The following is a 13,696-nucleotide window of genomic DNA, read 5'->3' as shown; positions in this document are numbered from 1 at the left end:
TCCCGGGCCAGGGGTGTCGGTGTCGCGGCGGGCCGCTAGGCCACCGTCACCTTCTCGCCCTCTTTCGACTGCTCGGAGTCCAGCTCCGGCTCCGTGACCTTCACCGGCTCCGTGCCCGTCGCGCTGTGGCGTTCGGCCCAGTTCTCCAGGGCCGTACGGCAGGCGTGGTCGAGGTGGTGCAGGCCTGAGAGGTCCAGCTCGACCGGGCGGTCCTGCGGCAGGCTCTCCAGGCTGTCCAGGATCTTCGGCAGCCGCAGGAACGTCGCGTTGCCCGACAGGTACGCCTGGATGGGACCGGCGCCCTTGTCGATGACCTCGAGCTTGATGTGCGAGGCCTCCCAGGCGGTCTTGACGACCGACAGGGCCAGACCGATCAGGACACCCTCGAACATGTTCACCGCGACGATCGACACGGCGGTGACGACCAGGATGACCGCCTCACCCCGGTGCTCGCGCCACAGCGGCACGATCTTGCGGAACGGGATGAGCTTGAAGCCCGCGTGGACCAGGATGCCGGCGAGTGCGGGCAGCGGGATCAGGGCCAGCGTGGCCGGCAGGAGCGCCGCGAAGAGGAGCAGCCACACGCCGTGCATGATGCGGGACGCCTTGGTTTTGGCGCCCGCGCTGACGTTGGCCGAGCTGCGGACGATGACCGCGGTCATCGGCAGCGCGCCGAGCACGCCGCAGAGCGTGTTGCCCGCGCCCTGCGCCATGAGCTCCTTGTCGTACTGGGTGCGCGGTCCGTCGTGCAGCCGGTCCACGGCGGCGGCGCTGAAGAGGCTCTCGGCGGAGGCGATCAGGGTGAAGGCGATGATCGTGCCGATGATGCCGACGCCCACGCTGCCGAAGGCGTCGAGGCCGGGCGGCTGGATGGAGTCCAGCAGACCCTGCACCTTGACGGTGTCGACCGGCAGGTTGAACGCGGCGGTGGCCGCGATCGCCAGGATCACCGCGGCGAGCGCGCCCGGAACGGCCTGCGCCTGCTTCGGCAGCTTCTTCCACAGCACCATCACCGCGATGGTGGCCGCGCCGAGTGCGAGGGAGGTGAGCGCCTTGGTGCTGCCGAGCGCGTCGGCCGCGGCTCCGGGCAGGCCCAGGATCTTGTCGATGCCGGAGGCGGGCGCCTTCAGTCCGGCCGTCGCGTACAGCTGACCGGCGATGAGCACCAGACCGATTCCGGCCAGCATGCCCTCGACGACCGAGACGGATATCGCGCGGAACCAGCGGCCGAGCTTCAGCGCGCCCATGATGAGCTGCAGCAGACCGGCGGCGAGCACGATCACACCGAGCGCGGGCAGCCCGTAGGTGTCGACCGCCTCGAAGACCAGCACGGTCAGACCGGCGGCCGGCCCGGACACCTGGAGGCTGCTGCCCGGCAGGAATCCGGTGACGAGGCCGCCCACGATGCCGGTGATCAGGCCCAGTTCGGCCGGGACACCGGAGGCGACGGCCACGCCCACGCACAGCGGGAGCGCGACCAGGAACACGACGAGGGAGGCGGTGAAGTCCTGCCTCAGGTAAGGGAACTTGGTCATGGCGCCCCTCACAGCTTCTCGAAGGAGTCGGTGTCCGCGCGGTGGTCCCGCACGGTTCCGGTGTGCACTTCGTAGAACCAGGCGTGCAGCCGGAGCCGGCCGTCCGTCAGACGGCTCTCCACGCCCGGGTACGAGCGCAGCCGCTCCACCTGGGCCAGGACGTGGTTCTGCACGGCTTCGGTGACCGTCTTGTCGGTCGGGTCCGCGCACTTGGGCTCGTCGCAGGCGTGCGCGAGCCAGTCCCGCACGGCGGGTACGCCGGTGAGGTCGTCGCCCCGCACCACCGCGCCGACGGCGCCGCAGTGCGAGTGGCCGCAGACCACGATCTCCTTGACGCCCAGCACTTCCACGGCGTACTCGATCGTGGCCGCCTCCGACGTGGGGTGCTCGAAGGCGTAGGGGGGAACTACGTTGCCCGCGGTGCGCAGCTCGAAGAGCTCGCCGGGCCGGGCGCCCGTGATCAGGGCCGGTACGACCCTGGAGTCCGAGCAGGTGATGAACAGGACGTCGGGGGACTGGCCCTCGGCGAGGCGGGCGAACTCCTCAGGGCGCTGTCCGTGCGTGCGGGCGTTGTCGATGAGGGGTTGCATGTGTGTGGTGACTCCTCCTGGCGCGCAGTGGGGGCGCGTCGGACGGGCATGACAGAGGTGGGGGAAGGAACGACTCTGTTCCTCAGCAGCGGAAGACCTGAAGCGCTGCCGGTGTGTGCGACGTCGAGGATCTCGACGCGCGATGGTGTGCGGCGCCGGCTCTGACCTGGTCCGGTGCTGTCGGCGGGATGTGCCGCAGCAGGGGCCGCTCCGGCGCGCAGGGCGCGGAGTCGGCGATGTGGAACCGGTCGCGGGTCCGCAGGGGACCGGTCGGGTCCCCGTGGTGTCCGGCGCGGCAGGTGGCGATCTCGTCGCGCAGCGCCTTGCCGGAGTACTTGATTCCGGGGCGCGAGGACTGGCCGGAGGGTTCAGATCCGGGCTGAGCTTTGGCCTCGGCTTTACGGGGCGTGTGCGCGGATGCGAAGGACGCCGTCGGTGCGAAGAACTGAAGGGCGAGCAGGACGGCGGCGAGGATCGAAACCACGGTCCGTGCCGTCGTACCTCGGTACATGCGCCCCCCTTCAGGTGATTCACACGTCTAGCGCTGACCAACACTTGGTCAATGACTGGTCAAGAAACACGTTAACCCTGCAAAGTCATTTGCAGGGTTAACTTAACGTTTCAAGCTGAAGAGAGCCTGAAAACCGTGGGTGGGTTGGCTGGAACCACCCCTTGGCCTCACGGCAGTTGGCGCGGTATTGGGGTTGTGGTCACCGGGAGTTCGCCAGCTTGCCCGCGTCGCGGGCCAGGGCGGTGAGCCGGGAGATGGCCCGGAAGTACTTCTTGCGGTAGCCGCCGTTCAGCATCTCCTCGCTGAAGAGCTGGTCGAAGGGCATACCGGAGGCCATCACGGGCACCTCGCGGTCGTAGAGCCGGTCCGCGAGGACGACGAGCCTGAGGGCCGTCGACTGGTCGGGAACCGGCCGCACGCCGGTGAGGCACACTGCCCTGATTCCGTCGGTCAGCGCGCCGTACCGGCTGGGGTGGACCCGGGCGAGGTGCTCCAGGAGGGGCGAGAACGCGTCGAGCGAGGCGCCCTCGGTGGTCTGCGCCGTCTTCGTCACCACTTCGTCGGTGTACGGCGGCGGCGCCTCGGGCAGACCGCGGTGGCGGTAGTCCTCGCCGTCGATGCGCAGAGCGCGGAAACGGGCCGACAGGCCCTGGATCTCCCGCAGGAAGTCGGCCGAGGCGAACCGGCCCTCACCGAGCTTGCCGGGCAGCGTGTTGGAGGTGGCGGCGAGCGCCACGCCCGCGTCGACGAGCTTGCCGAGGAGGGTGGAGACCAGGACGGTGTCGCCCGGGTCGTCGAGCTCGAACTCGTCGATGCACAGCAGGCGGTGACCGGACAGGGTCTGGACGGTCTTCTGGAACCCGAGGGCGCCGACCAGGTTGGTCAGCTCCACGAAGGTGCCGAATGCCTTGAGCTCGGGCTCGGCCGGGGTGGCGTGCCACAGGGAGGCCAGCAGGTGGGTCTTGCCGACGCCGTAGCCACCGTCGAGGTAGACGCCGCGCGGGCCGGCCGGGGCCTTCTTCGGCGCCTTGCCGAAACCGAACAGCCGCCGCTTTCCTGAACCGCCCGCTCCCTGGCCGAGGCCTGCCGCGAAGCTCTCCAGGACCTGGACCGCCTCGGTCTGGCTGGGCTGGTTCGGGTCCGGGATGTACGTGCTGAAGCGCACCGAGTCGAACCGCGGCGGCGGCACCATCTCGGCGACCAGCCGATCCGCGGGGACGTGCGGCTCACGGGCGCACAGGGAGAGGGGGGCCGCGTCGGTTATCGGGCCGGTACCGGAGGGGGCGGGGGAAGAGGACACGGTTCACCATGCTACGGCGCGTGGAACACTGCACGGCATGCGACGTCTGTTCCCTGTGACCGATGAAACAGCAGCTCCGGCCCCGGGTGGGGCGTCCGGTGAGGAAGGTGCCGGGCGGGAGTGGGGCCTGGCCGAGCTGGCGGCCGCCTACGCCTATCCCGAGCCCGGAGCCGGGGGGCCGCTGCCCTGGCTGCGCGCCAACATGGTGTCCACGCTGGACGGGGCCGCCCAGCACGACGGCCGTTCGCAGCCCATCTCCAGCGCGACCGACATGCGGATCTTCGGCACGCTGCGGGCGCTGGCGGACGTGGTCGTCGTGGGCGCGCAAACGGTGCGCCAGGAGGGATACCGGCCGGCCCGCGCGCGTGCCGAGTTCGCGGCGACGCGGGAGGCGGCCGGGCAGGCTCCCGCCCCCGCCATCGCGGTGGTCACCGCCAGCCTCGACCTGGACTTCTCGCTCCCGCTGTTCACCTCGCCCCTCGTGCCCACCCTGGTCCTCACGGGAGCCTCGGCCGCCCCGGACCGCGTCGCCACCGCCGAGAAGGCGGGCGCGCGCGTGGTGACCGCGGGGGACGGCATCGGCGTGGACCCCGCCCGTGCCGTCCAGGCCCTCGCCGACCTAGGACACACCCGGCTGCTGACCGAGGGCGGCCCGCGGCTGCTGGGCCAGCTGGTGGCGGCCGGCGTGCTCGACGAGCTCTGTCTGACCGTCTCCCCGATGCTCACCTCGGGCGACGCCCAGCGCATCGCCGGAGGCCCCGCCGTCACGGTCCCGCGGCGCTTCTCGCTGCTGTCGATGCTGGAGGAGGACGGCTTCCTGTTCACGAGGTACGGACGGTCCTGACGTACTGAACCGCGCGGCACGGGGTAGCGGCACGGGGGTACAGGTGTCGGCGCTCAGGAAGCCGGACCGGTCGGTACGTTCGGAATATGCCGTTCTGTTTGGATTCCGGAGGGCACACTGGACCCGGCAGTTCCCGTGCGAACGCGGGGCAGGATGGTTTCCGCAAGGATCAGAAGGGGCGCCTGGTGTTCACAAGCGTATTGATGATCGAGAAGGCCCTGACGTCCGCTGACGTGGAGTTCGTCACCACCTTGCACGGGGAGGAGCGGGTCGCCTTCCAGGTGCTGCTCCAGCCGCGCGGCGAGCAGGCGGACCGTCTGCTGCGGGCCATCGACGACGTAGCGCTCGGCGAACTCGACGATGCCGTCCGCGAGGGGGAGACGCCGGAGGGCGAGGAGGCGCTGAGCGTCGGGCAGCGGGCGCTGGAGGTGTCCCTCGCGGCACTGCGGACGTCCGGGAGCGAGGCGCAGGGACGGTTGATCGAGGACCATCCGCTGGACGCGCTGAAGTCCCTGGTGGAGGAGGTCGGCGCGGACGAGGTCATCGTGCTGACCGATCCGCACTACGTGGAGGAGTTCTTCCACCGGGACTGGGCGTCGCGGGCCCGGCACAAGGTGGGGGTGCCGGTGCTGAAGCTGTTCTCGCACAGCAAGGCGTAGTGCCGGGCTGATGCGGTGGCGCTTCTGAAATAGGCTGTGGGCGCTCACCGTCCCAGAACGCCCTTGGAGATATGCATGGCACCCGGCCTTCCTACCGCCATGGACCGACCGCACTTCATCGGTATCGGTGGGGCCGGGATGTCGGGTATCGCGAAGATCCTCGCCCAGCGCGGGGCCGTCGTGGCGGGCAGTGACGCGAAGGAGTCGGCGACGGCCGAGGCGCTGCGGGCGCTGGGTGTGAAGGTGCACATCGGGCACGCCGCCGAGCACCTGGCCGACGAGGCGAGCTGTGTGGTCGTGTCGTCGGCGATCCGGCAGGACAACCCCGAGCTGGCCCGCGCGGCAGCGCTCGGCATCCCCGTCGTGCACCGCTCCGACGCGCTCGCCGCCCTGATGGAGGGCCTGCGGCCGATCGCGGTCGCCGGTACGCACGGCAAGACGACCACGACCTCGATGCTGGCGGTGTCGCTGAGCGAGCTGGGCCTGACGCCGTCGTACGCGATCGGCGGGGACCTGGACGCGCCCGGCTCCAACGCGCTGCACGGCGACGGCGAGATCTTCGTCGCCGAGGCGGACGAGTCGGACCGCAGCTTCCACAAGTACGCGCCCGAGGTCGCGATCGTCCTCAACGTCGAGCTCGACCACCACGCCAACTACGCCTCGATGGACGAGATCTACGAGTCGTTCGAGACGTTCGTGGACCGGATCACGGAGGGCGGCACGCTGGTGATCGCGGCCGACCACGAGGGCGCCCGGGAACTCACCCGCCGGGTCGCGGAGCGCGGCGCGCGGGTGGTGACGTACGGCGAGTCCGAGGACGCCGGCGTGCGCGTCCTGTCGGTCGTGCCGCAGGGCCTGAAGAGCGAGGTCACCGTGGTGCTGGAGGGGCAGGAGCTGACCTTCACGGTCTCCGTCCCCGGCCGGCACTACGCGCACAACGCGGTGGCCGCGCTCGCGGCGGGCGTGGCGCTCGGCGTCCCCGCCGTGGAGCTGGCCCGGGCACTGGGCGCGTACACGGGCGTGAAGCGGCGGCTCCAGCTCAAGGGCGAGGCCGCGGGTGTGCAGGTCATCGACTCCTACGCGCACCACCCCACCGAGATGACCGCCGACCTGGAGGCCATGCGCGCGGCGGCGGGCGACTCCCGGATCCTGGTCGTCTTCCAGCCGCACCTCTTCTCGCGGACGCAGGAGCTGGCCAAGGAGATGGGCCAGTCCCTGGCCCTCGCGGACGCCTCGGTCGTGCTGGACATCTACCCGGCCCGCGAGGACCCGATCCCCGGCGTGACCAGCGAGCTGATCATCGAGGCGGCCCGGGCGGCGGGCGCGGACGTGACGCCGGTGCACGACAAGGCGGACGTCCCCTCGGTGGTCGCGGGAATGGCGAAGCCCGGGGATCTCGTTCTCACCATGGGAGCGGGCGACGTCACCGACCTCGGCCCGCGCATCCTGGACCGTCTGTCGAACTGAAGGGCTGAAGGCTCATGCCGTACGACGTCGAGAAGCCGGACGAGCAGTGGCGCACGGAGCTGAGCCCTGGCGAGTACGCGGTGCTGCGCCAGGCGGCCACGGAGCCCGCCTTCACCGGTGAGTACACCGACACCAAGACCCAGGGGGTCTACTCCTGCCGCGCCTGCGGTGCGGAGCTGTTCACCTCGGACACGAAGTTCGAGTCCCACTGCGGCTGGCCGTCCTTCTTCGACCCGAGGGACACCGACGCGGTGGAACTGATCGAGGACCGGGCCCACGGCATGGTGCGTACCGAGGTGCGCTGCGCGCGCTGCGGCTCGCACCTCGGGCACGTGTTCGAGGGTGAGGGGTATCCGACGCCCACGGACCAGCGGTACTGCATCAACAGCATCGCGCTGCGCCTGACCGCCGCTGAGGGCTGAGACAGCCCTCAGCCGATCCGGCACTCCTTCTGTGTGAGCCGCTTCGTGTTCCCCGCGGTGCGGCTGCACACCACCCGGGTCTCGGAGGTGCCGTCGCCCGCGCGGCGGACCTCCTTGAGGACGATGCTGTGACCGGTGCGGTCACCGTAGAGCGGGGCACGGGTGAAGTCGATGGTGCCGGTGGCCATGCCCTCGATCTTGACGTTGCGCAGGTTCACCCAGGTCGAGGCGCGGCTCTGCGGCCGGTCGTCCCGGGTGGCCGCCCAGTACAGGGCGCGGGTCGCGTCGTGTGCCAGGGCGGTCTGGCCGCTGGCCAGGGCGGGGCTGTCGTAGCGCAGGTTCCCGCCCCGCAGGCCCGGCAGATGCGTGGCCGCGTCCAGGTAGAACGTCGTCCGGGTGGCGGCCGTCCGCAGTTCGGCCAGGGCCGCGTGGTACAGCGTGACCTTCGGCGCGACGGACTGTCCGCCGACGGTGAAGTCGGCCTTGGACAGGTCGTCGCCGGTGAGGATGGCCAGGGGCCTTCCGGCGCAGCCCGGCTCGGTGCCGAGCTGGGTCATCAGGGGATCGATGTCCTCCACCCGGCCGGCGAAGTAGATCACCGACGGGACCTGGCCGCCCCGGCAGATCTCCTGGGCGTGCGAGCGGAGTTCCGGCTTGCCGCCGCTGAGGGTGTAGCGGCGCTGCTCGAGCGGGGTGAAGCCCTGCCGGCGCAGCATGTCCTGGCCGTAGCGTGCCTGTTCGTCGGTGTACAGGTCGTCGGTCCTCGCCGTGTCCCGGGCGAGGACGAGGGCGTACTGCCGACGGTCCGGTGTGCGCAACTGGGCGGCGATCAGGCCGAGTTGCTCGGTCTGCCACTGGTCCGTGGCGGCCAGACTGAACCAGTTGGCGAACTCGCGGGGCAGATAGGTGGCGGAGTTCGTGCCGGAGACGACCGGCAGCCCGGCCTCCATCAGCGTGCGGGTCGTCGCTCTGCTCGACTTCAGGTCGCGGCCGGTGCCCACGACTCCCACCACGGTCGGGTCCTGGGCGGCGTACGCGGCGATCTCCTCGGCCATCTCCTCCTGGTGGCCCAGGTCCACGCCGCCGTTGGCGAGCAGGACCCGCAGTTTCACACTGGAGTTCTTGTTGATGACGGCCTGTGCCAGATACACGCCCGCCAGTTCCTCGGCGCCCTTCACGAGTGACGAGCCGTCCGAGGAATCGGCGCTCAGCGGCCCGGCGTAGACGACGGTGACGTACTTGCCGGAATGGGTGGCGAGGACGTTCGCGTTCTGCTCGGCGATGCGGTCCTCCAGTTCGTCCACCGTCCAGGGCGTCGCGTCGCCGGCCGTCAGGGCCTTGGGCTCGTCGCCGGGGTCGGGCGCGGGCAGCCAGTCGGCGAAGCGGACGCCGTCCGTCGCTATGCCGATGCATTCCGTGCCGCCGCCGGGTGTCTCCGCGCGCCGGGTGTCCCGGTTGGCCGTCAGCACGGACGCCGAGCAGTACCGGTCGTGCAGGGCGTCGGCCCGCATGACGGTCCCGGCGGTCAGCAGGGCGATCACCAGGACCAGGGTGTGCAGGGCCCACACCAGCCGGGCGGGCGTGGGCCGGGTGGAGGCCCGCAGATGGCGGGTGCGTTCCTCGACGGGACCGAGCTGGTCGTGCGGCAGCGGGATCTTCATCACCCAGGGCAGGACGGACCGCTCCCGGCTGGGCGACTGTTCGGCGCGCAGGTTGTGCGCCCACTGCCGGTGCCAGGTGCGCAGCCGCTCGCCGAACCTGGGCGGTACGGCGGCCGGGTCGGGCGTCGCCGGAACCGTGCCGCGCTCCAGGCGCGGCACGTCCTGCGTGTGCACCGCGGCGACCACCACCAGCGGGTCGAGCTCGCTGCGCCGGCTGCGGACGTCGCTGATGGCCCGGATCAGTTCGATGCCGCCGTTGCGGGCGTCCGCGTGGGGCAGGAACAGCATCGGCGGGCGCGGCCGTTTGAAGCCGCGCAGGTCCCAGCTCCAGCGGCGGTGGTTGTCCCGCAGGTCCTCCCGCAACGCCAGTACGCAAAGCTGGAGGTGGAAGTCGCCGCCCGCCGTCAGCGCCTCGGCCACGTCGTACGCCCGGGCCGCGATCGCCTTCCAGGACCGCACCGGCCGCAGCAGCGAGACCTCGGTGGGATCCTCGTGGTCCGCCGCCCTGAGGAAGGTCGTCGTCATGAACCAGCGGCTCTCCCGGCGCAGCCACAGGAAGATCGGCGCCCGCCCCGGCAGCACGTAGTTGAGGACGGTCAGCAGCAGCAGGAAGACGAGACCGGCGCCCACCGCCACGTACCACTCGCTGCGGGCCATGAGCGCGGCGAGCACGGTCACGAGGCTCGCCGGGAGGATGTGCGCCATGTCGAACAGCGGCAGACCCGAGCGCCAGCGCGCGGTGTTCTTCGGCCGCCAGCGCTGCTGGGCCAGCTCGTTCAGCAGCCGTTGGCGCTGGTCCTGACCGGCCTCGGGGCTGCCCGGCTCGGGCGCCGGCCAGGTGTCGCCGAGGGCCGCGACCGCGTCGTCGATGGCATGCACCAGCCGCAGCCGCGGGAACGCGTAGCGCCGGTAGACCGCCTTCGGGCCGCCCCACTTCTTCGGGTCGCTCAGCGCCCGCACCATGGCCGCGGCCCGGCGGACCTCCGTGGGGCCCTCGTAGGCGTCCTGCGCCACCGCGCAGCGCGTGCCGTGCGCCTCCTGGCCCGCGTGAAGCTGCCGGACCAGCCCGGTCACCGCGTCGTCGTCCGAGTTCTCCTGCGCGTGCACGACGAACACCGGCATCGGCGGCTCGGCGCTCGTACGGAAGTCCTGGATGAGGATTTCGAGCTGATCCTGGAGATGGAGCCCGGCGCCACGCTCCGGTATGCCGTCATGGCCCCCAGGGCAGTCCGGCGGCGTGCGATCAGCGTTCACCATGGGCAATCCCCCGTTCGCCTTCGGTGACTTACGAGGCTAGCCGGTGTGGGTGGGGTGCGAGTGGGTGACGGAAGAACTTCAGGATCGTTTCTGCCTGGTCCGTCGCGCCCCTCGTGCTGAAGGAGCGGTGCTGAATGAACGATCCATCACCCTGTTGACTTATGGATGACCGAGCCAGAAGATGTCCGGAGTGACCACCTCCGCGCATCCGCCCGCACGCCCCGCCGGCCTCCCCGTCGATCTCGACGAGGCCGCTCACCGCTGTCTCGTCGCGGGGTTCGACGGGACGGCGGGGGTTCCGGACGAGCTGAAGCGGCTCGTCGACCGGGGGCTCGGCGGGGTCATCCTGTTCACCCGCAACGTGCGCGACGCGGAGCAGGTGCGGCGGCTCACCGCGGAGCTGCGGGCCCTGCGGCCGGACCTGCTCGTGGGGATCGACAACGAGGGCGGCGGGATCGGGCACCTGGTGGGCGCGGGCGCTCCCGAGGTGCCCGGGTCGTTCGCGCTCGGAGTGGCCGACGATCCCGGGCTGACCGGCCGCTGCGCCGACGCCCTGGCCGGGCATCTGGCCTCGCTCGGCATCACGGTCTCCTACGCCCCGGTCGCCGACCTCCAGCACCATCCGCGCAACCCGATCGTGCGCACGCGCTCCTTCGGCGCCGAACCGGCCCTGGCCGCCCGCCATCTGCGGGCCTGGATCACCGCCACCGAGCGGCGGGGCGTCGCCTCCTGCGCCAAGCACTTCCCCGGGCACGGCGGCACCGAGACCGACAGTCATCACGGGACGGCCGTCGACCCGCGGTCGTACGACGAACTGCGGGCCGACTTCGAGCCGTTCCGCGTGGCCGTCGACGCGGGTGTGCCGATGATCATGAGCGCGCATGTCGTCTACCCGGCGCTGGACCCCGAGCGGCCCGCCACCCTGAGCCGCCGCATCCTGGGCGATCTGCTCCGCCACGAGCTGGAATTCGACGGGGTCCTGGTCAGCGACGCCCTGGAGATGAAGGCCATCGCCGACCGCTACGGCGAGGCCGCCGGTGCGCGGATCGCCCTCGCGGCGGGTGCCGACCAGGTCATCGTGGCCGTGCCCGACCTGGAGGTCACCCTGGCCTGCCGGGACGCGGTGCTCAGCGCGCTGCGCTCCGGTGTGCTGCCCGAGGAGCGGGTGCGGGAGGCCGCAGGGCGGGTGCGGCGCCTCGCCGTGCGGTACGCCGCTCCGGCCGCCGGCGCCGTCGACGGCTGGGACGCGGAGGCCGGTCTCGAGGCCGCCCGCCGGGCTGTCCGCAGCCGGTCGGTGCCGTCGGGCGTGCGGGGCGCCCATGTCGTCGACCTGTTCCCGCCGCCGCATCCCGCGCTCAACTGGGGCGGCGAGGACCTGCTGACGGAGGTGCGGGCCGTCGACCCTACGGCCACGGGGACCGCGGTCAGCGGAGAGCCGGCGGATCCGGCCCCCTTCGTGGAGGAGATCCTGCGCGCCTCCGGTGACACCCCGCTGGTCATCGCCACCTGTGACGCCGGGCTCCACCCCTGGCAGGAACGGCTGCGCGCCGCCCTGCTGGCTCAGCGGCCCGACGCCGTACGGATCGACACCGGGCTGCCGGAGGGCGGCGCGCTCTGCTCCTACGGGCGGGGTCGGGTGAATCTGCGGGCCGTCGCGGAAGCGCTGACGGGCACCTGAGAGTTCACGGCACCCGTACGGCCTCCTTGATGCCGCGCGCCGCGAGGTACGCGGCGTCGTCCGCCCGCTCCGCAAGGACCACCGCCGGGTGGACGCCCTGCGCGCGCAGTGCCATCCACGCGTCGAAGTACGCGCCTCCCGGCCCGGAGACGGAGCGGGTGGACGGCGTGCAGTCCAGGACCAGGGCCGTGTCGCGGGGCCGGGCGGGATGGTGCCCCGCGCGCACCTCGGCGACGGTCTCGGCCAGGGCCGTGGCGATCGGCTTGGCGCCGCCCCGCGCGTCGAACAGGCCCAGGGTGTACTCCAGTTCCGGGTAGTCGGCCAGGGACCGGTCCACGTCGTGGGAGCACCACCAGGTCACGCCCCACAGCCCCTCGCACCCGGCCGCGTTCCGCACGGTCGCCCGCGCGAAGTCCGGGGCGTCGGCCGCCGGGATATGGGGCTCCGGGGCGCCCGTCTCCTGGACCCAGACCGGGCGGGCCGGGTCCTCGGCGTAGGCCTTGGCGAGCTCCGTGCCGTACTCGGCGAGGTGCAGCACCTGAGGGGAGCGGGGGCCGTAGCGGCGGGCGCAATCGCCGGAGAACACCCAGGGGTGGACGGTGGTGACATCGCCCTTGCGGGCCGAGGCCTCGGGGGTGAAGGGGTGGTCGTCGCCGTACCAGGCCGCGTCGTAGGCGGAGTGGGTCGCGAGCCGGCCCGGGGGCAGGTGCTCGCGGGTCGCGGACAGCAGGGTGTCGAGGTAGTGGTCCACCTCGTCCGGGGTCACCGGGTTGTGCTCGACCAGGTTGTTGAGCTCGTTGCCCAACTGGAGGCCGATGAGGTTGGGGCGGCCGGCGAGGGCGCGGCCGAGGGTCCGCATGAGCTCCGCCTGGGCGGCGACGGCCTCCGGGTCGGTGAAGACATTGCGGTGGTGCCAGCTTCGCGTCCACTCCGGATAGAAGTCGAAACTGGACAGATGGCCCTGCACGCCGTCCACGAGGACGTCGAGACCGGCCTCGGCCGCCAGGTCGACCAGATGCGCGAGCTGGTCCACGGCCGCGGGGCGGATGAGCGTGCGGTTGGGCTGCAGGAGCGGCCACAGGTGGAAGACCCGGACGTGGTCGAGGCCGAGCGCGGCGATCTGGTCCAGGTCCTCGCGGGCGTGCGCCGGGTCGAAGTCGTGCCAGGCGTGGAACCAGCCGCGGCGGGGCGTGTAGTTGACGCCGAAGCGGAGCGTGGGGATGGGATCCTCCTCGGGTCGAGCACCCAGATCCCTTGCTCTGGGTGAATGCATCAATCACCATAGTCGGCGATGGGTAATGAATTGAACCAGGAGCGTCAAGGCGGCTCGTCCTTGGTGGTCGGCCTCGACGCAGGCGGCACGCGGACCCGGGCGGTCCTGGCGACCGCCGCGGACGGACGTCCGCTGGGCGAGGGTTCCGCCGGGCCGGGCAACGCCCTGACCGTCCCGGTGCCGCAGCTCACCGAGCATCTCGCCGAGGCCGTCGGGCAGGCCGTGCCCGAGCCCGACCGTGCCCGGGTCGTGGCCGTGGCCGGCGGCTTCGCGGGCGCGACGGACGCCGCCGCCGACGAACCGGGGCGGCGCAACGCCCTGGCCGCCCTCACCGCCGCGCTGCGCCGACTCGGCATCGACGCCGGCCCGCCCGTCATCGGCAGCGACATCGAGGCGGCCTTCGCCTCGGCCCCGGGCGCCCCGGCCGACGGCCTCGCCCTGGTGGCCGGCACGGGCGCGGTCGCCATGCGCATCACCGACCGCCGCGGCACCGCCACCG

The 13,696-nt window shown here is 71.9% G+C and carries 11 protein-coding genes and 1 pseudogene; 6 read left to right on the top strand and 6 right to left on the bottom strand.

From position 1 onward, the window contains the following. Nucleotides 1–35: 35 nt before the first annotated feature. The 4 genes from ACFTZL_RS28710 to zapE all read right to left on the bottom strand — a co-directional run bounded on the left by ACFTZL_RS28710 (nt 36) and on the right by zapE (nt 3,936). Entirely contained in the window at nt 36–1,535 is a 1,500-nt protein-coding gene (locus tag ACFTZL_RS28710; RefSeq protein ID WP_382588374.1) for a SulP family inorganic anion transporter, read from the bottom strand. An 8-nt stretch (nt 1,536–1,543) separates the two neighbouring features. Beyond that, the gene (locus tag ACFTZL_RS28705) at nt 1,544–2,125 is read right to left on the bottom strand and encodes a carbonic anhydrase (RefSeq protein ID WP_382588372.1); all 582 of its coding nucleotides are present in this window, start codon (nt 2,123–2,125) and stop codon (nt 1,544–1,546) included. An 82-nt stretch (nt 2,126–2,207) separates the two neighbouring features. Next, nucleotides 2,208–2,636: a hypothetical protein gene (locus tag ACFTZL_RS28700; protein WP_382588370.1), complete on the bottom strand. Its 429-nt coding sequence runs from the start codon at nt 2,634–2,636 to the stop codon at nt 2,208–2,210. A 199-nt stretch (nt 2,637–2,835) separates the two neighbouring features. Beyond that, complete coding sequence (gene zapE, locus ACFTZL_RS28695) at nt 2,836–3,936, bottom strand: cell division protein ZapE (protein WP_382588368.1); 1,101 nt, start codon at nt 3,934–3,936, stop codon at nt 2,836–2,838. Nucleotides 3,937–3,973: 37 nt separating this feature from the next. On the opposite strand from zapE, the gene ACFTZL_RS28690 reads away from it, so the two are divergent. From ACFTZL_RS28690 to msrB, 4 genes are all read left to right on the top strand, one after another. Further along, on the top strand, nt 3,974–4,780 hold the full coding sequence (locus ACFTZL_RS28690; RefSeq protein WP_382588366.1) for a pyrimidine reductase family protein: 807 nt from the start codon (nt 3,974–3,976) through the stop codon (nt 4,778–4,780). A 185-nt stretch (nt 4,781–4,965) separates the two neighbouring features. Next, nucleotides 4,966–5,439 (top strand): indole-3-glycerol phosphate synthase, encoded by a 474-nt coding sequence (locus ACFTZL_RS28685; RefSeq protein ID WP_382588364.1) that lies wholly within the window; start codon nt 4,966–4,968, stop codon nt 5,437–5,439. 75 nt (nt 5,440–5,514) lie between these two features. Next, nucleotides 5,515–6,906 carry a UDP-N-acetylmuramate--L-alanine ligase gene (murC, locus tag ACFTZL_RS28680; protein WP_382588362.1) on the top strand — a complete coding sequence of 464 codons (1,392 nt, stop codon included), beginning with the start codon at nt 5,515–5,517 and terminating at the stop codon, nt 6,904–6,906. Between the two features lie 14 nt (nt 6,907–6,920). Further along, entirely contained in the window at nt 6,921–7,328 is a 408-nt protein-coding gene (msrB, locus tag ACFTZL_RS28675; RefSeq protein ID WP_382588361.1) for a peptide-methionine (R)-S-oxide reductase MsrB, read from the top strand. An 8-nt stretch (nt 7,329–7,336) separates the two neighbouring features. On the opposite strand, the gene ACFTZL_RS28670 is transcribed toward msrB, so the two are convergent. Continuing rightward, nucleotides 7,337–10,246 (bottom strand): ABC transporter substrate-binding protein, encoded by a 2,910-nt coding sequence (locus tag ACFTZL_RS28670; protein ID WP_382588359.1) that lies wholly within the window; start codon nt 10,244–10,246, stop codon nt 7,337–7,339. A 190-nt stretch (nt 10,247–10,436) separates the two neighbouring features. Between ACFTZL_RS28670 and ACFTZL_RS28665 the strand changes: the two genes are divergently transcribed. Next, nucleotides 10,437–11,924: a glycoside hydrolase family 3 N-terminal domain-containing protein gene (locus ACFTZL_RS28665; RefSeq protein WP_382588357.1), complete on the top strand. Its 1,488-nt coding sequence runs from the start codon at nt 10,437–10,439 to the stop codon at nt 11,922–11,924. Nucleotides 11,925–11,928: 4 nt separating this feature from the next. Here ACFTZL_RS28665 and ACFTZL_RS28660 read toward each other — a convergent pair whose 3' ends face one another. Continuing rightward, a complete protein-coding gene (locus ACFTZL_RS28660) occupies nt 11,929–13,197 on the bottom strand; it encodes a glycosyl hydrolase (protein ID WP_382588356.1) in 1,269 nt (422 codons plus the stop codon). 18 nt (nt 13,198–13,215) lie between these two features. Between ACFTZL_RS28660 and ACFTZL_RS28655 the strand changes: the two are divergent. Beyond that, nucleotides 13,216–13,696: pseudogene (locus ACFTZL_RS28655) on the top strand (ATPase); the annotation flags it as partial.

It is taken from the genome of Streptomyces sp. NPDC056948, from assembly GCF_042674225.1.
Lineage (GTDB): Bacteria > Actinomycetota > Actinomycetes > Streptomycetales > Streptomycetaceae > Streptomyces > Streptomyces purpurascens.
The sequence above is the reverse complement of the archived record's forward strand: the minus strand, read 5'-3'. Positions and strand labels throughout refer to the sequence as shown.